At 37.5% G+C, this 17,536-nt stretch carries 17 protein-coding genes; all 17 read left to right on the top strand.

Annotation, left to right across the window (positions count from 1 at the left end; genetic code table 11):
- The first annotated feature begins 23 nt into the window (after positions 1 to 23).
- The 17 genes from CS937_RS16765 (at position 24) to CS937_RS16845 (ending at position 17,530) form a co-directional block, all read left to right on the top strand.
- Positions 24 to 1,574, top strand: a complete 1,551-nt coding sequence (locus CS937_RS16765; protein ID WP_099159615.1) for an ABC transporter substrate-binding protein — start codon at positions 24 to 26, stop codon at positions 1,572 to 1,574.
- Positions 1,575 to 1,646: 72 nt separating this feature from the next.
- On the top strand, positions 1,647 to 2,564 hold the full coding sequence (locus CS937_RS16770; RefSeq protein ID WP_099159616.1) for an ABC transporter permease: 918 nt from the start codon (positions 1,647 to 1,649) through the stop codon (positions 2,562 to 2,564).
- 48 nt (positions 2,565 to 2,612) lie between these two features.
- The gene (locus CS937_RS16775; protein ID WP_245835834.1) at positions 2,613 to 3,521 is read left to right on the top strand and encodes an ABC transporter permease; all 909 of its coding nucleotides are present in this window, start codon (positions 2,613 to 2,615) and stop codon (positions 3,519 to 3,521) included.
- Complete coding sequence (locus tag CS937_RS16780) at positions 3,521 to 4,507, top strand: ABC transporter ATP-binding protein (protein ID WP_099159618.1); 987 nt, start codon at positions 3,521 to 3,523, stop codon at positions 4,505 to 4,507. The genes CS937_RS16775 and CS937_RS16780 overlap by 1 nt, the downstream gene beginning before the upstream one ends.
- The gene (locus CS937_RS16785; protein WP_099159619.1) at positions 4,504 to 5,508 is read left to right on the top strand and encodes an ABC transporter ATP-binding protein; all 1,005 of its coding nucleotides are present in this window, start codon (positions 4,504 to 4,506) and stop codon (positions 5,506 to 5,508) included. Before CS937_RS16780 ends, CS937_RS16785 begins: the two co-directional genes overlap by 4 nt.
- A 46-nt stretch (positions 5,509 to 5,554) precedes the next feature.
- Complete coding sequence (locus CS937_RS16790) at positions 5,555 to 6,709, top strand: NAD(P)/FAD-dependent oxidoreductase (RefSeq protein ID WP_099159620.1); 1,155 nt, start codon at positions 5,555 to 5,557, stop codon at positions 6,707 to 6,709.
- 195 nt (positions 6,710 to 6,904) lie between these two features.
- Positions 6,905 to 7,228, top strand: a complete 324-nt coding sequence (locus CS937_RS16795) for a (2Fe-2S)-binding protein (protein WP_099159621.1) — start codon at positions 6,905 to 6,907, stop codon at positions 7,226 to 7,228.
- Positions 7,218 to 8,330, top strand: a complete 1,113-nt coding sequence (locus CS937_RS16800; protein ID WP_099159622.1) for an NAD(P)/FAD-dependent oxidoreductase — start codon at positions 7,218 to 7,220, stop codon at positions 8,328 to 8,330. The genes CS937_RS16795 and CS937_RS16800 overlap by 11 nt, the downstream gene beginning before the upstream one ends.
- The gene (locus CS937_RS16805; RefSeq protein WP_099159623.1) at positions 8,331 to 8,663 is read left to right on the top strand and encodes a (2Fe-2S)-binding protein; all 333 of its coding nucleotides are present in this window, start codon (positions 8,331 to 8,333) and stop codon (positions 8,661 to 8,663) included.
- Complete coding sequence (locus CS937_RS16810) at positions 8,656 to 9,747, top strand: NAD(P)/FAD-dependent oxidoreductase (protein ID WP_099159624.1); 1,092 nt, start codon at positions 8,656 to 8,658, stop codon at positions 9,745 to 9,747. Before CS937_RS16805 ends, CS937_RS16810 begins: the two co-directional genes overlap by 8 nt.
- A gap of 68 nt (positions 9,748 to 9,815) precedes the next feature.
- A complete protein-coding gene (locus CS937_RS16815; RefSeq protein WP_099159625.1) occupies positions 9,816 to 11,249 on the top strand; it encodes a sodium:solute symporter family protein in 1,434 nt (477 codons plus the stop codon).
- A 34-nt stretch (positions 11,250 to 11,283) separates the two neighbouring features.
- On the top strand, positions 11,284 to 12,414 hold the full coding sequence (gene solA, locus CS937_RS16820; RefSeq protein WP_099159626.1) for an N-methyl-L-tryptophan oxidase: 1,131 nt from the start codon (positions 11,284 to 11,286) through the stop codon (positions 12,412 to 12,414).
- Between the two features lie 244 nt (positions 12,415 to 12,658).
- Complete coding sequence (locus CS937_RS16825) at positions 12,659 to 14,296, top strand: sodium:solute symporter family protein (RefSeq protein ID WP_245835775.1); 1,638 nt, start codon at positions 12,659 to 12,661, stop codon at positions 14,294 to 14,296.
- A gap of 6 nt (positions 14,297 to 14,302) precedes the next feature.
- On the top strand, positions 14,303 to 15,163 hold the full coding sequence (locus CS937_RS16830; RefSeq protein ID WP_099159628.1) for an alpha/beta fold hydrolase: 861 nt from the start codon (positions 14,303 to 14,305) through the stop codon (positions 15,161 to 15,163).
- 151 nt (positions 15,164 to 15,314) lie between these two features.
- On the top strand, positions 15,315 to 15,983 hold the full coding sequence (locus tag CS937_RS16835; RefSeq protein WP_099159629.1) for a GntR family transcriptional regulator: 669 nt from the start codon (positions 15,315 to 15,317) through the stop codon (positions 15,981 to 15,983).
- A 48-nt stretch (positions 15,984 to 16,031) separates the two neighbouring features.
- Entirely contained in the window at positions 16,032 to 16,721 is a 690-nt protein-coding gene (locus CS937_RS16840; RefSeq protein WP_099159630.1) for a DUF2848 family protein, read from the top strand.
- A gap of 11 nt (positions 16,722 to 16,732) precedes the next feature.
- Complete coding sequence (locus CS937_RS16845; protein WP_099159631.1) at positions 16,733 to 17,530, top strand: carbon-nitrogen family hydrolase; 798 nt, start codon at positions 16,733 to 16,735, stop codon at positions 17,528 to 17,530.
- Positions 17,531 to 17,536 lie beyond the last annotated feature (6 nt).

Genomic DNA, 17,536 nt, shown 5'->3' on the forward strand with positions numbered 1-17,536 from the left:
AACCGTAAAAAAGGAGGAAGAGAATGAAAATATGTTATAAGTTGCTGTTAGTTGTTTCAATAGTGACGTTTTTATTTGTGACGGGATGCAGTAATCAATCATCTGGGGAGGGAAATCAGAACCAAGGTGGGGAAGATAGTTCTACTTTGGTAATCGCTCAAAGTGCAGATTTAACGACAATGGATCCGCAAAATTCATTAAGTACCAATGGAGAAAGAGTTTTTAGGAATATGTTTAGTCGTTTATTTTATTGGGATCAAAATATGGAAATACAACCGGATGCTGTTGCTGAATATGAACAAATAGATGACGTGACATGGAAGTTCACCTTGAAAGAAGGAATAACCTTTCATAATGGAGATCCTTTAACTGCAGAGGATGTCAAATTTAGCCTGGAACGTGTTATGAATGATCAGACGCTGAAGGAATTTCCATATTTCAAACAGCTAAAGGAAGTTAATGTTTTAGATGATCTAAATGTTGAAATCATCACTGATGGACCAATGCCAACTTTATTAAAGGTATTAGCCAAAAGTGGATCAGATATTCTACCGAAAGATTATTTTGAAGAAGTAGGATTGGAAGAGTTTCAAAAGAATCCAATTGGATCCGGCCCATACAAGTATGTTGAATGGGTGCATGACGATAGGGTGGTTCTAGAACCTTATAAAGATTATTTTGGAGACGCACCAAAATGGGAAAATGTTGAGGTTAGATCAATTACAGAAAGCTCTACACGTGTTGGGGAATTACTTACCGGCGGTGTTGATATCGCTACTGATATACCACCTAATGAATGGGAACGTGTAGATGGTGATGAAAGTGTTGAACTCGTTACAGGCGATACAACAAGAGTAATGCTGCTAGTAATGCGGACAACTGAGGGAGCAGTTACTTCCGATCCTAAAGTAAGAAAAGCAATTGATTTAGCAATTGATCAACAAGCTATTGTAGATTCTCTTTTAAAAGGGACAGGTGTACCAGTTCGATCACGTGTTCCGGAAGGAGTCTTTGGCTCAAATCCTGATTTATATGACTCGTATGTTTATGACGTTGAGAAGGCAAAAGATTTGCTTGCTGAGGCTGGTTATGAGGATGGAGTTGAGATAAAGCTGACAGCACCAAAAGGCAGGTATCCACTTGATGGTGAGGTTGCACAACTAATTGCATCCATGCTAGGCAAAGTTGGGATTACTGTCAATCTCGAATTATTGGAATCGAGTGCATTTCTGGATGTTTATAACTCGAATTCAAATAAAGAAATGATCATGATAGGTTTAGCCGATGGTTTGTTTGATGCTTCCTATTCACTTGTTCACTATACAAAGGATCGTGCAAAGGGACAAACGGATTATTATAACAAAGAAGTTGAACAACTTTACAATGATGCTGGACGTAACCTAGATGAAGAAGAACGTTTGGAACAGTATAAGCGGATTCAGGAAATTGTCGCGGAAGAAAGACCACATATCTTTTTATATCAACAAGGAATGAATTATGGTGTTAGCGAGGATATTAACTTCAAACCGCGGTTAGATGCAGTATTCCTTTTTGATGACATAACGACGAAATAAAATAGTTTAGCTAATAGTGGCAGGTCTGGATATTAAGTATCTGGACCTGCCTGCTATAAGGGAGGTTTGGTTTTGAGAAAATATTTAATAAGGAGATTACTGCAAATCATCCCTGTCATATTCATTATTACGTTTGTTGTGTTTGTTTTAGTATATATGGCAGGTGATCCAGTAGCGCTAATGTTACCGGAAGATGCATCAGAGGCTGATCGTGAAGCATTAAGAGCGGCATTAGGTCTGAATGATCCGTTCATCGTTCAATATTTTCGTTTTTTATTAGATTTGGGTCAAGGTAATTTTGGTACATCTTTTCGTTACAATCAAGATGCTTTACCGCTTGTCCTAGAACGGCTGCCAGCTACGTTTGAACTTGCAGTTGCTTCTATGGTCGTAGCAATTATGATGTCAATCCCATTGGGTATTTACTCGGCAAGAAAAAGAAATAGTTTTGTAGATTTATTCATAACAGGAGGATCTGTTCTAGGAAAAGCTATGCCAAATTTTTGGTTAGGGATTATTCTCATTCTATTATTTGCTGTAAACATTCAGTTTTTCCCAGTTTCTGGACGTGGGTCACTATTACATTTGGTATTGCCAGCAATTACGCTTGGAACAGGTGTGGCTGCAGAAATGACTAGGTTAATTAGGTCCAGTATGCTTGAAATTTTAGGTCAAGATTATATGCGGACGGCTAAAAGTAAGGGTGTAAATAATGGACGATTGATATACAAACATGCATTTCGTAATTCTCTTATCCCCGTTGTCACTATTATGGGTTTGCAAGTATCTCAACTTGTAAGTGGAGCTTTAATAACGGAAAGTGTTTTTGCTTGGCCTGGGTTAGGACAATTACTTGTACAGGCTGTTAATGGTAGAGATATGGCAGTTGTGCAAGCATCGGTATTTGTCATAGCTATATTGGTAATCGTTATAAACTTGTTAACAGATATTGTTTATCGATTGTTGGATCCTAGAATTAATTATTCATAAGGTGGTGTAAACGTGCAAGCTAATGCTGAGTCTAAATCGGAATTAAACATAAATGATAAAATTGCAAAATCAAAAAATCAGAGTACTACAATTCGCGGATTGAAGCTGTTACTTCAAAGCAAAACTGGAACAATTGGTTTTATCATTGTTATATGCGTTGTTTTAGTGGCAATATTCGCGGGTGTGTTGGCACCTCATGATCCAGCGCTAAATAATTTGACTGCAACACTTAAGCCGCCTGCATGGTTAGACGGAGGGTCTTGGAACTATGTCCTCGGTACCGATAACTTGGGAAGGGATGTGCTAAGTAGAATTATTGTTGGAACTCGCGTATCTCTTTTGGTTGGTGTATTTTCTGTTGTTTTAGCGGGTCTTATTGGTCTAATCATTGGGATAGTAGCTGGTTATTATGGAGGTATAGTAGATAATATTTTGATGCGACTAGTCGACTCGTTTCTAGCGATACCTAGTATTTTGTTTATTTTAGTTGTATTGGCCGTTTTCGAACCTAGTTTACTAGTTTTAATTATCGTTATCGGTCTTACTAACTGGGTTACATATGCAAGGATAGTTAGAGGAGAGGTTTTAAGCATCAAAGAGAGAGAGTATGTAAAAGCTTCAAAGTCGATTGGTACAAAAAGCAGCGAAATTATGTTGGTTCATGTTCTGCCAAATATTGTCTCATCATTTATTGTGATTTCAGCGCTAAGTGTTGCAACAACAATCATCTTGGAGGCATCATTAAGCTTTCTTGGCTTAGGAATCCAACCTCCCGATGTTTCATGGGGGGCAATGTTAACAGATGGTAGAAATTATTTAGCGACAAACTGGTGGCTTGCAACATTTCCAGGGTTAGCTATTACAATTACTGTTTTAGGTATTATTTTCCTAGGTGATTGGTTGCGGGATGTACTTGATCCGAAAACACAAGTAAATCAAAAAGGAGGCGCAAAATAATGGTAGAAAAGTTACTGGAGGTTAAAAATCTTTATACACATTTCTTTACTGAACAAGGGGTTATACCTTCTGTAAATGGTGTATCCTTTTCGGTTAATAAGGGTGAAATAGTTGGAATTGTCGGTGAATCAGGATGCGGAAAAAGTGTCACGTCTTTATCGATTCTACAATTAATCGATAAACCCGGAAAGATAGTGAATGGAGAGGTTCTATTTAATGGTGAAGATTTAATAAAATTGAATGAGAAGCAAATTAAAAAAATCAGAGGTAACAGAATATCAATGATTTTCCAAGAACCACTAACTTCTTTGAATCCGGTATTCACTGTAGGAAATCAAATATCTGAGGCAATCCGTATCCATCAGAAAGTAAACAAACAACAGGCAAAGGATAAAGCTATTGAAATGCTTCGTAAGGTTGGGATACCTAATCCGGAAAAGCAATATTATTCTTTCCCGCATCTGCTTAGTGGAGGTATGCGGCAAAGGGTTATGATAGCTATGGCATTATCATGCAATCCAGAACTATTAATTGCGGATGAACCTACCACCGCATTAGATGTCACCATTCAGGCGCAAATATTAAGTTTAATGAAGAATTTGATTGAAGAGTTACAAACATCCATTATCATTATCACACATGATTTAGGTGTAGTTGCAGAAATGGTTGACCGCGTTGTCGTTATGTATGGTGGGGAAATTGTAGAGCAAGCAAGTGTATACGATTTGTTTGAGAATCCGAGACATCCTTATACGCAGGGGCTACTAAAAAGTACGCCAAAAGTTCATGAGCTGGAATATGAGCTGGAATCAATAGATGGAAATGTTCCGTCTCCAGATAATATGCCAACTGGTTGTAAGTTTCATCCGAGATGCCCATTTGCAATGGATAAATGCAAAGAAGAAGATCCATCGTTACTGAGTGTTGGTAATGATTCAGCCATTAAGTGTTGGCTTTATCAAGACAGAAAGGTGGTTCAAGTATGAGTGTTGTTGAAGTAAAAGAAAAAACAAATAATTATTTGTTACAAATTGAAGGCTTAAAGAAACATTTCCCAGTATCAACAACTATATTTGGTAAGACCAAACAAACCTTAAAAGCGGTGGATGGTATTGATTTATATTTAAAAAAAGGGGAAACGCTCGGAATAGTTGGTGAATCGGGATGTGGAAAATCAACTACTGGAAATACTATTCTTCGGTTAATCGAACCAACCGAAGGAAAGATAATCTTTGAGGGAGAAGATCTCGTAAAGCTGTCAAAGAAAAAAATGCAAGAGATAAGAAAAGATATACAGATGATTTTTCAGGATCCATTTTCGTCGCTTAATCCTCGGATGAAAGTATTTGACATAATTGCGGAACCGCTTAGAACACATGGAGTTGCAAAGGGAAAAGGGCTTGAAGACATGGTTTATGAATTGATAGAAACAGTTGGCCTTGATCGTTCCCTAGCCAAAAGATTCCCACATGAATTTAGTGGTGGCCAAAGACAGCGAATAGGAATTGCACGTGCAATTGCACTTAAACCAAAGCTGATTATTTGTGACGAACCAGTCTCTGCGTTAGATGTTTCCATTCAGGCACAAATATTAAATTTATTACTAGATTTACAGAGGAAATTTGATTTAACTTTTATCTTTATCGGTCACGGAATACCAGCTGTAAAGTATATTAGCGATAGAATTGCAGTTATGTATATGGGGGAAGTAGTTGAGATGACTACAAAGGAAAAGTTATTCAGCGAAACGAAACATCCATATACAAAAGGACTGATTTCTGCAGTACCAATACCTGACCCAAAATTAAGAGATAAAACAGAGCGGGTTATCATCGAAAATGATATTCCGGACCAACTAAATCTTCCTGAGGGATGTCGATTCTATTCAAGGTGCCCGTTCGGTACAGAGAGATGCAAAGTGGAAAAGCCAAAATTAAATGAAATATCTAATGAACATTATGTAGCATGCCATTATCCGTTAAATTGATAGTCTTATAGTAAATATTTTATATGAAACGAAAAGGAGTGGGAATATGAAGGTTGTTGTGATTGGAAGTGGAATTGTAGGAGCAAATGCTGCCTATCATTTGGCCAAAAAGAATAATATAGAAGTAATTATGGTTGATAAAGAGCATGAAGGAAATGCAACCTCTGCTGGTGCAGGTATTGTATGTCCATGGATATCTAGAGTAGAGGATAATGAATGGTATGAAATTGCAAAAGGTGGAGCCCGCTACTATCCAAAGTTAATTTCACAGCTAGAAAATGATGAGGAATATGATGTTGGATATAAGAAAGTTGGAGCATTAAGTGTTAGTTCAGATTCAAAGGAATTAGAGGCAATCGAACAAAGAACCAAGGATAAACAAAAGGAAGCGCCTGAGATGGGTGATATTATAAGAATAAATGCTGAAGAAGCTCGTAAATTATTTCCTCCTCTCAATAAAAACCTAGAGGCAATTTACCTATCTGGAGCAGCTCGTGTTGATGGCAGGTTGTTAAGAACCGCTTTAAAACGAGCGGCGCTTAAACATGGGGCTAAACTTGTTAATGGTTTGGCAGAATTGATTCATGACAACGGTCAGGTAATAGGGGTTATGGTAAATGGAGAAACAATTCGTGCCGATTCTATCATTGTATCTACAGGTGCTTGGGCCCCATCTTTATTAGAACCAATAGGCATTGAGTTAAAAGTAGAACCCCAACGTGGACAAATTGCTCATATTAGACTACCAGATGTCGATACATCTAATTGGCCAGTTATATTACCGCAATCTAGTCATTATATGTTAGCATTTAATGATTCTAAAGTAGTTGCTGGTGCTACAAGAGAAACAGGATCTGGTTTTGAATATCGTACCACTATTGGTGGGATTTCCGAGGTAATGTCAGAAGCGATGAACGTTGCACCTGGTATAAGTAATGGGGAATTACAGGAAGTTCGGGTTGGTTTCAGACCGATGGGACCTGATATTTTACCATTACTAGGTCCAATTAATCCGTTTGAAAATGTTATTATGGCAAATGGCCTTGGAGCGTCAGGTTTAACTATGGGACCTTATGTTGGTAAACTTGCTGCTTCCATCGCTATTAATGAAGAAACAGACCTTGATTTAACTCCATATAATCCAATGAGAGCTATTGCAGTAAAAAATAGAATAGTAACTAATCCTATAAAAAAGAGATGATCTGATCGTTTTCAAATTATAGATTTCAAGATGTAGTACTATCGATAAAACGAAAAATCCTTAAATATTGAATTAACTATTGTAAGACAAGAAACTGAAGAAAATGGTGAATATTGAGTGCAGTTGTATGCATATAGTGAAATATATTCTCTTAAAAGTTATAACATTATAATTTAATGTTAGGAGGTATTTGTATTGCAAATAGTAAATCATTCAATACCTGGAAAGAAATCTGAAAAAGAAATTACGTTTTCCTTTAATGATAAGTTTTTAAAAGCTAGAGAAGGACAAACAGTAGCCGCAGCGTTAATGGCAAATGGTATAAAAAAATTTGGCATTAGCAGAAAGCTACAGCAACCAAGAGGGTTATTTTGTGCAAACGGCAGATGTTGTAGCTGTTTTCTAACTGTAAACGGATTGAATCATGTGTTGGGCTGCATCACACTTGTTGAGGAAGGAATGAAGGTCTCCTCTAACGACGCCGACCCTGATGTAAGGAGGAAGGCAAATGGAGACTGATTTGTTAATCATAGGTGGTGGACCAGCAGGATTACATGCAGCATATGTGGCAGCTTCAAATGGCATAAAGACAATTGTCGTTGATGAATCCTTTTCTTTAGGAGGGCAATTAAGACAGCAAACGCAACGACTAACTAATTTACCGAAACAGTTTGATAGCCAGATAGGTATAACCCTTATGCAGACGTTAGTAGAAAGACTCACGGATTTAGACGTAACTATTTTATCAAAACACACGATGATTGGAACGTATAAAGATGGAAGAATTGGTGTGTCAAATGGACAGCGTACGATCCCCATTTCCGCTGAAAAAGTAATTGTGACTACAGGTGCTGCTGAAGAAGCGTTCGTTTTTCCTGGTTGGACATTGCCTGGTGTAATGACTATAGGTGCTGCTCAAATAGTAATGAACCGTGAACATGTTATACCAGGAAAAAATGCCATCATAATCGGCTCCAATGATTTTGCATTAGAAGTAGGAAAGCAATTAATTGAAAATGGTGTTTCGTTACAAGGGGTTATCGAAAATGAGGATCAATTGATTGGATGTAAAGAGGAAACGATTCAATTTTTAAAAGAAGCTGGTGTACCTATTTACCAAAATAGTTATGTCACACAAGCATCTGGTGCAGGAGAAGTCGAAAAGGTAATTATCAACCACAATGGCTCGGAAAAAGAAATGGAAATTGATTTGGTTTGTATTGGTAAGGGCTTAACCCCAATATTGGAGCCTTTTGAAATACTAAGCTGTGACTTTGCTTATGAAAAGGATCTGGGAGGTTGGCTACCACAATATTCAACCTTGATGGAAACAAGCACAGCCTCTATTTATGTAGCTGGAAATGCAGCTGGAATAACTAATTTGGGTGCTATTCTACTAACGGCAGAGATTGCGGCAATTAGTGTCGCAGAATCCTTAGGTCGTCAATGTAAGGAAGAAGCTACTGAAAAAAGAGAACTGTTGTGGCAGGAACTTTATCATCTAGAATCTGCTGATTCAAAAGCTAAGTTTCATGGACGGATCAAATTGATGAGAGAATTTCAGGATAATGTGGATATACAATTATCCAAGCTTTTCAACATGTCTGTAGGAGGTGTTTAAATGGATGCTTCAACAATTGTTTGTAAATGTGAGGAAATCAATATTGCTGAAATTGAGTTGGCAATAAAATCTGGTGCCAATACGTTTGATGACATTAAACGATTGACAAGATGTGGCATGGGGCCATGCCAAGCAAAAATTTGTACCAATTTAGTACGGCAAATCATTAGTGAGTCGTTAGAGGTGCCACTTAGTGAAATTAGACCACCCAGATTAAGAATGCCGTTAAAACCAACGCGGATTTCCGCTCTGGTTGGTAATGAAGTGTCGTCAAGCGTGATTTCTGTTTTTAGTGAATCAGCTCCACAAGAGGATGATGAAAACCATGGCTAAGCAATATGACGTTGTAGTTATCGGAAGCGGTGTAGTGGGTAGTAGTATTGCATTTCATTTGTCGGAAGGCGGACAAAAAGAAATCTTAGTTATTGATAAGGACTATCCGTTATCTGGTACATCAGGATCTACTCAGGCTTGGGTTTGGGTACATAATAAAACGCCGTCCTGGTACGGAGAACTTAGTATGTTAAGTGCTGAGTTATATCCTTTTCTTGAACGGAAAATTGGAGATGTGGAATATAAACGAACTGGCGGGATTGCTCCGTTTTTTAATGAATCAGATAGGGAAAGTGCGTTGCGACTTGCTGAGAAACAAGCTGAGGTAGGAATTGAAATTGATGTATTAACCCGTGACCAAGTATTAGAAAAGGAACCTGCCCTTTCTCCGAATATTGCCGGAGCAACCTTCAGTAAAATTGATGGAAACGTTAATCCGTTTCGCCTGGTAGAGCTCTATATCAGAGCTGCTAAAAAGAATCGTGTTCAGTTCTCTTTTTATAATCCTGTTATTGATATTAAACGAGACAAAGGTATCTTTGAAATTACGACTAAAAAAGAAGTTTTTCGTGCAAAACAGTTGGTCCTAGCTGCTGGTCCATGGACAAAGGGAGTTGGCAAGCTTTTGGGAGTGGATATACCTGTGAAACAAGTTCGGGGTCAAATTTTAGTTACAGAACCATTGGCTCCACTAATTAAACATACAATAGGAGGGATGCGTCAAGCCGATAATGGAGAAGTTTTGATAGGTTACTCAAAGGAAGAGGTTGGATATGACAGAAGAACGACATTGGATGTCATTCAAGATACAGCAAAAATGGCTGTTGAATATTTGCCAGATCTAGCAAAAGCAAATATTGTTCGATGTTTTGCAGGTGTCCGTGTGATTCCAAATGATGGGCAGCCTATATTGGGGGAAATTCCGACAATTGATAACGCATATGTTGCAGTAATGCATAGTGGAATTACGCTTTCCCCACTAGTTGGAACAGTTATGACAGAGCTGTTAATACAAGGAGAAACCTCAATTGATTGTGACAAGTTAAGACTGGATCGTTTTAGCGAATTTAAGTCATATGTATGAACGTACAAACAACATAGTTTTTACACACAAAATAATCGAAAAATTTATTTTTTTTAAGGAGGTAAATAATGAATGCTACTTTAGTTATTTTGTTGTGTTCTATCGTGGTTTTGTCAGGTGCAGCGATTTTCTCGTTTTGGATTGGCAGGAGAAATAAAAGCAGTGAAAGCTGGACGGTGGGAGGAAGATCGTTACCAATTTATGTAGTAGCTGGAACCCAATTTGCTACAGGGGTTGGAGGCGGGGTGTTAGTTGCCCATATAGGAATCGGTTATAGTGCTGGATGGTCAGCAATCACGTATAATCTCTTGTATTCCATAGGGATAATCGTTCTAGTACTCCTTGCCAATTGGTTAAAAGAACATAAGTTTACGACAATGCCAGAGATTTTCAAGAAGTTGTACGGTGAACATAAACTCATGATGACTATCGTTACCTTCATGGCAATTGTTGTGCCATTCGGCTGGTTATGTACGCAATTAGTAGCATTCGGAAGTTTATTTACGGAAATTACGGGGATCGATTTTACGCTATTAATTGTAATTTTTGCTGCAATCAGTTTACTGTTTGTCCTGCCGGGTGGATTAAAATCTGTAGCATGGACGGACTTTTTGTTTGGTTGTTTCATGATCATTATGACAGTAATTAGTGGGATTTATGCGTTTAACCTTGCTGGTGGATGGTCTGAAATAACATCGAACGTACCTGGAAATATGATTAACATTCCAGAAGGACTTGGTGCAGTAGGAACAACGACAATCATTTTCTGGATACTGGCTATTTTCCCAGGTGCATTGACGAATCAAATGTCTTACCAGCGTATTTATGCTGCCAGTAGTCCAAGTGTTGCAAAGAAAGGATTCATTATTGCTGCGATTGTAGGGGTGATTAGTGGTATTTGGGCATCATTTATGGGTATTGCTATTTTTTCAATGAATCCAGATTTAAATGATCCGGAATTGGCTTCCGGCTGGTTCCTGACTCAGATTCCACTTTGGTTTATGGCACTTTATGGCTCATTTATTATAGCGACAATTATGTCTACAGTTAGTAGTGCCGTACAATCAGTTGTAGTAAATATAACAACCGATATCTATCAATCCTATATTAATCCAAATGCAAGTGATCAAAAAATATTGAGGTTATCACGGCTAATGTCGGTTGTGGTGATCGCGCTCGCTGTTGGATTGGCATTATATTATCCAAAAGCTCTTGGATGGCTTGTTGCAACATATGCTTACTCTGCGTCAGGTCTATTGGTACCGATCTTTGGAGGATTTATTTTAAGAAAAACAAATCTCTTGAGTGCCAAAAGTGCAGTAGGAAGTATGTCCTTAGGTGTATTAAGTGCAGCAGTTGCTCAAATCGTTGGTACGGATATACCGTATGTAGCGTTTGGTATATTGGGATCTTTAGTTGGCTTTATTGTATTTACTTACATGTTTAATGATAAAAATAAATCAGAGGAATTGGAAGTAGATAAGGAAGAAGTGCAAGTTTAATTTACTGAATATACAAAAAAATGGGGTGTAGAGTATGGATGCTGATATAGCGGTAATTGGTGTAGGCGCAATGGGGAGCATGGCGCTTTGGCAGCTTGCAAAAAGAGGTGTATCTGTATTAGGGTTCGAACAATTTGGCATAGGGAATGATCGTTCAGCTGCCGGAGGAGAATCACGCCTTTTTCGAACAGCATATATGGAGGGAAAGCAATATGTTCCATTATTGCAAGATGCACGTCGACTATGGAAACAATTAGAAGAGGAAACGGGTAACACCTTATTAACGATAAATGGTGGTTTAATGGTTGGTGACCCAAATTCAATAGCTCTCAAAAATGTAATGGAGTCCATAAAGGAATTTGACTTGGACCATGAGGTTATTCAAGTGAATGAAGCAACGATACGCTACCCGCAATTTAAATTATTTTCTGATGAAGTGATGATCCTAGATAAAAATGCAGGATTTATTAGACCGGAACTTGCAGTTATTTCAGCAGCTTATCAAGCAGAGGAGAACGGAGCAGTTATACACAGGTTCTCAAGGATTGATAAAATCATACCAGATAACAATGGAGTAACAATTGTTACCAATGGAAAAACATATCGGGTAGGAAAAGTGCTGGTAACTACCGGGGCATGGACGAAAAAATTGCTGCCAAAACTAGAATCCAAGATAGAAGCAAGGAGACTGGTGCTGACATGGTTTCCAGCGAAAAATATCAATCAATTCAAGCCAGCGAACTTTCCGATATTTGCTAGAATGAGGAAGGATTTCAGATTAACGGGAGCACCGACATTGGATGGGACAATGGTAAAGGCTTCTAATACCAAGAATCCAGCCGAAGTGCCGGAACCAAGTAATCTGAATAGGGATGTTTCAATAGATGAAATAAAGGAAGTAAGTGATGCGGTGAAGGAATTAATGCCCGGACTTATTCCTGACCCAATTCGGGCAAGCGTTTATATGGATGGGTATACAGCTGATGATCATTCCATTATTGGAGAAATTCCTGAGATGAAAAATACTTATCTAGTGAGCGGATTTTCAGGGCATGGATTTAAAATGGCTCCTATTATTGGATCAATTGCTGCGGATCTTATTGTTAATGGAAAAACAGCTCATGGGATTGGGCATTTGGATGTGGGGAGGAATTTGGTGTATTAATCACGGGATATTCGTGCTTATAATTAGATAGTGTAAACCGAACTGTGTACGTAAGAGGGAATGCTCTTGCTTCACAGTTTGGTTTTTTATTCGTGAAAATGAGCATTTTATCAAAAACAATTAACAGAATCTTAATAAAAACCGATAAATTCCAACAATATCTTGATAAATTCGACCTTCAGTAATATAATCATTGTTATTATATTTTAACAAAACGAAATTTTAAAAAAGTGGAGGGATGAAATTGGAATGGAATAATTACTACATTATACCAATTGTTTATTTAATTTTAATGGTTGTGGTAGGGGTTATGGTGTCTAAAAAGCAGCAAACAAGAGCGGATTTTTATGTTGCTGGAGGGAAAATGAATTCTGGACTGCTTTTTAGTACAATCTTTTCTACAGTAGTCGGTGCTAACACATATATGGGGTTTAGTGGAATGGTTTATGCAGATGGGTTTTCCATGGTATGGTTACTCGTTGCAGCGGGTTCGGCTTATTTTGTACTATTCTTTATTTCGGGCAAGATCCGCAGAATTTCCCAGGATTATGAAGTTTTTACATTACCAGATTTGATGGCATTACGATATTCAAACGTAGTGGCGATATTGACGACGTTATTCTCGCTTGTGGCACTAATTGGCGGTGCAGGAGGGAGTATTCTTGGAATTGGTGTTATCTTAAATTCGATATTGGGAATCGATACTAATTTAGCAATCATCATAACGTCGGTAGTGACAATTGTTTATACAACCTTTGGAGGATTGATGGGTGTTGCGATTACAGATTGGATACAATCAATCATCATGGTATTAGGTCTTGTTTTAGTAATTGTATTTGGATTACAAGCATTATCTCCAGATAGTTCCTTGATTAACGCAACACTTAATGGTCATGAATCACTACAAGCTGTTCTTGGAGATGGATTTATGAGCGTGACAGAAAGCGTTACGTTTATCATGGTCCTGGCTTGGGTTATTACCTTTTTACCGTTGAATACAATCAGTCAAACGCAAATTCAGCGTGTGTATTCTGCTAAAAGTGTCAGCACGATTCAACGTACAAGTCTATTGATGGTCTGGTTTGTTGCATTATTTATGGCTTTTGGATTGGCTTTGGTCGGTGGTATTGGTAAGGCACTTATTCCGGGGATGGAAAATGCAGAAACGGTTTTCCCAATGCTGGCAATGGAACTAATCAATCCTTGGATAGGTATTTTTATTGTTACTGGGATTCTAGGTGCATGTATGTCGACGGTTGACTCTAATTTACTCGGTGCTGGAATCCATGTTACAAGAGATTTATATGAACAAAATAATAAGCGCAGGGGAAAAGCTATTAATGAAAAGCATACCATCTTCATAACAAGGTGGACGCTTGTTGTCATAGGTGTATTTTCAACGATTGCAGCAATCCTAACACCATCTATTATGGATCTCTTGCTGTTCACCCAGAAAATATTTGCTGGAGCTACTTTTATTCCGATTATACTAGGATTGTTATGGAGCAAAGCAAATTCAAATGGAGCTATTGCTGGTATGGTGCTTGGAGGAGGAGCGACAATTTGGTGTCAGGTGATGGGTACCACGGTTGATCCTGTTATTATTGGAATTCTATTTTCATTAGCAGGAACTGTAATCGGCAGCCTGGCATTAAAAGAAGACAATGAAAAAGGTCAATTATTTAGATTTAATACAATTACACAAAAGGATATGGGCTTTTTATCGGTTATATTGGTAGGATATATTTCATTTTTGGTCGGTGCTAATTTTCTTAATATATGGCCGGTATTAATCGTTGCAACGATAATTGGTTTACTTATTGGTATCGTTCTACTGATTGTATATTTGTTGCCAGGTCAAAAATCACAAAGTAAAGGATGATCACGTATGTATGCAGCAGTAAATCAAACAAAGTTATTTTTTGATGTTAATGGAGATGGTGTAACAATTAGGGACGGAGATATTATTCAAAAGCCAGTAATGTTTGTTTTGCATGGTGGTCCAGGTGGATCTCATTTAAACTTTAAACCGCATCTGGATACATTAACAGAACAGGTGCAGCTTGTTTATGTAGATCAAAGAGGCTGCGGGTATTCTGAAGAGGGTGATCCGGAAACATATACATTAGAACAAAATGTTGCGGATATTGATGCACTGCGAGAATATCTTGGGCTGGAGAAGATTTGGATTCTGGGCCATTCCTATGGTGGTATGGTTGCGATGCAATATGCCTTGCAATATCAAGAGAAACTTTCTGGTCTTGTATTATGTACTACATCCTCTTCCTATCGTTTTATTGAAAAAGCAAAAGCGTTTGTAGAAGAAAATGGTAATGAAGAACAAAAGAAGTATGCCTATAAACTATGGGATGGCGATTTTCAATCGGAGGAAGAACTGCAGGAATACTACCATGTTATGGATTCACTCTATGCCATAACTTCTGCTAAACCTTCTTCAAAGAAAAAGGCGAAAGTTAAACGATCCTATCAAGCGTTAAACCAGGGATTTGGTGGTTTTTTACGATCATTTGATATTACTGATCAATTGAAGAATATTAAAGTTCCGACACTAATTCTTGCCGGAAGATATGATTGGATTACACCTGTTAGTGAAAATGAAGTGATACATCAAGAGATTTCAAACAGTTCGTTTCATGTTTTAGAGAACAGTAGCCATAGTTTGTTTGTAGATCAGAATGAAGAGAGTCTTTCTTTGATTGGGGAGTTTTTGGGGAAAGAGCATACTTAAATTAAATACTAGTTTTAAAGCGGGACGCGGGGACTGACCTCGTGTCCCGCTCTTTTGGGACAAAGGGACTGACCCCATGTCCCACTATTATTGACAATTCTAACAATTATGATGTATGATGTATACATCATACAATGTAGTGAGGTTTGAGATGGAAAAAATAAATATGAAACCGATTGCTAGAAAGAAAACAACAAAAGAAATTGTGTACGATGAATTAAAAAAAGCTATTTTGACAGGATCGATAAGTAACAAAGAACTACTTACCGAAACAATGTTATCTGAGACTTTAGAAACTTCCCGTACACCGATTAGAGAAGCGGTTGCTGATCTAATCAAAGAGGGTTTATTAGTGCAAATCCCTAGAAAAGGTTTTCATGTTCGTGAGATCACGGAAAATGAAAAGGAACAAATTATCTTTTTACGATTATCTATTGAAACAGAGGGTCTTAGAAAACTTGCACCTACAATAACTACGGAACAACTTCAAGAACTTAAAGAGATTGTTTCCGAACAGGAACAAGAAATGAAGAAGGATGACAGAGTAAGATATATTGAGTTAGATCAGATATTCCATCGTCAAATTCTGAAATTTTCTAACCAGAATCTCTTGGAACAAATTTTACAAGAAATGTACAACCTTACTCGATTAGTAGGTCATAACGCTCTTATGAAAGAGGGAAGAATGATTGAAGTAATACGGGAGCACAAAGAAATATTGAACGCACTAGAAAATAATAATGGTACTGAAGCAGTAGATTTAATGAGGAAGCATTTAGAGATAACAAAAGCAAATGTAAACGCAATAAAAGACGAATAAAAATTTTTCATTCAACTTTAGTAAGCGCTATCATAGGGAGGTTCTATCATGACAAAGCAAAAGAATTTAATCTATCAAATTAATGTAGAGGGTGAGACAAAGGATCTAAAAATTAATAAAGCATTTTGTATAGGGTACACAGGCAGGGATAAGGAGCAAACATGGAGGCATATTAAGGAACTTGCAGAAATTGGTGTACCAGAGCCAGAAGAAGTTCCGGCACTTTTTCCAGTAGGTGCAACGACGTTAAATCAAGGTGATGTCATTGAGGTTGTTGGTGATCAAACTAGTGGGGAGGCAGAGATTGTATTAATTTTTGGAGATTCATCAGAGGAATGTTACTTAAGTGTTGGAAGTGACCATACGGATCGATCATTGGAAACAGTCGATATTAATAAATCAAAGCAAGTGTGTGACAAGCCTTTTGCTACAAAAGCATGGAAGATTGATAAGGTTACAGAACATTGGGATCAATTGGCATTGTCTTCAGAAATCCTGATAAATGGAAAATGGGAGGCTTATCAAGAAAATCCTATTTCAGCGATTATTACGCTAGAGGAAATAAAAGGATACCTTGAAAAGAAAAATGTTCCTTTAACAAACAGTATTGTTTTTTCAGGAACTGTCCCATTACTCGATGGTTTTAAATATGGTGAAAAGTTTCGAATGACCTTATCTGATCCTGTTTTAGACGATTCTATTACAACAGAATATAAGATTGTAAATATAGCTGAATAGGAGGATTTTGAATGAAATATTCAATTTATCAAATGGATATTTTTCCTGGTGATCCGGAAAAAAATAGACAAAAAGTTCAAGAGTGGATAGAAAGAGAAGTTAAACAAAATAATCCTGACACAGTAGTTTTGCCTGAAATGTGGACAACCGCTTATACGCTTGATGAATTAGATAAATATGCAGATACAGATGGTGAGCCTACCAAAAGCTTTTTAAAAGAATTAGCTAAGAAATTAAATGTAAACATCATTGGCGGTTCTGTTGCTAATCGGGTAAATGGTAAGTTTTATAATTCCTCGTTTGTGTTTAATCGTTCAGGCAATTTAGTTTATGAATATGACAAAGTTCATCTTGTACCAATGTTAAATGAACATAACTATCTCTCAGGCGGACAACGAGTACCAGAAGTTTTTGAGCTTGAGGGTGTAAAGATGGGATTAATCATTTGCTATGATCTCCGTTTCCCTGAAATTATCAGAACATTGGCTCTTGAAGGTGCGCAAGTATTACACATTGTTGCAGAATGGCCTAATGCTAGGAAAAATCACTGGATAAACCTGCAGTTAGCAAGAGCAATTGAAAATCAAATGTATGTAATTTCATCTAACAGAATTGGAGATTACGATGGTGTTCGTTTCTGTGGAAACTCGATGGTGGTTGACCCGTGGGGAGATGTTTTAAAGCAGGGATCAGAGGACAAGGAAGAAACGCTCGCTATTCAGCTTGATCTAGAAAAAGTTAAACAAGTTAGAAAAGATGTACCTATTTTTACAAGTAGGGTGCCACATTTATATAAAAAAGGATTATAGAGAGGG

Origin of the sequence: Virgibacillus ndiopensis, from assembly GCF_900187325.1 — a bacterium.
GTDB lineage: Bacteria > Bacillota > Bacilli > Bacillales > Amphibacillaceae > Virgibacillus_E > Virgibacillus_E ndiopensis.

Bases quoted from the DNA above. Each gene is read 5' to 3' on its own strand.
- CS937_RS16765 (WP_099159615.1), top strand. From the start codon at position 24: ATGAAAATATGTTATAAGTTGCTGTTAGTTGTTTCAATAGTGACGTTT.
- CS937_RS16780 (WP_099159618.1), top strand. From the start codon at position 3,521: ATGGTAGAAAAGTTACTGGAGGTTAAAAATCTTTATACACATTTCTTT.
- CS937_RS16785 (WP_099159619.1), top strand. From the start codon at position 4,504: ATGAGTGTTGTTGAAGTAAAAGAAAAAACAAATAATTATTTGTTACAA.
- CS937_RS16790 (WP_099159620.1), top strand. From the start codon at position 5,555: ATGAAGGTTGTTGTGATTGGAAGTGGAATTGTAGGAGCAAATGCTGCC.
- CS937_RS16800 (WP_099159622.1), top strand. From the start codon at position 7,218: ATGGAGACTGATTTGTTAATCATAGGTGGTGGACCAGCAGGATTACAT.
- CS937_RS16805 (WP_099159623.1), top strand. From the start codon at position 8,331: ATGGATGCTTCAACAATTGTTTGTAAATGTGAGGAAATCAATATTGCT.
- CS937_RS16810 (WP_099159624.1), top strand. From the start codon at position 8,656: ATGGCTAAGCAATATGACGTTGTAGTTATCGGAAGCGGTGTAGTGGGT.
- CS937_RS16815 (WP_099159625.1), top strand. From the start codon at position 9,816: ATGAATGCTACTTTAGTTATTTTGTTGTGTTCTATCGTGGTTTTGTCA.
- solA (WP_099159626.1), top strand. From the start codon at position 11,284: ATGGATGCTGATATAGCGGTAATTGGTGTAGGCGCAATGGGGAGCATG.
- CS937_RS16830 (WP_099159628.1), top strand. From the start codon at position 14,303: ATGTATGCAGCAGTAAATCAAACAAAGTTATTTTTTGATGTTAATGGA.
- CS937_RS16835 (WP_099159629.1), top strand. From the start codon at position 15,315: ATGGAAAAAATAAATATGAAACCGATTGCTAGAAAGAAAACAACAAAA.
- CS937_RS16840 (WP_099159630.1), top strand. From the start codon at position 16,032: ATGACAAAGCAAAAGAATTTAATCTATCAAATTAATGTAGAGGGTGAG.
- CS937_RS16845 (WP_099159631.1), top strand. From the start codon at position 16,733: ATGAAATATTCAATTTATCAAATGGATATTTTTCCTGGTGATCCGGAA.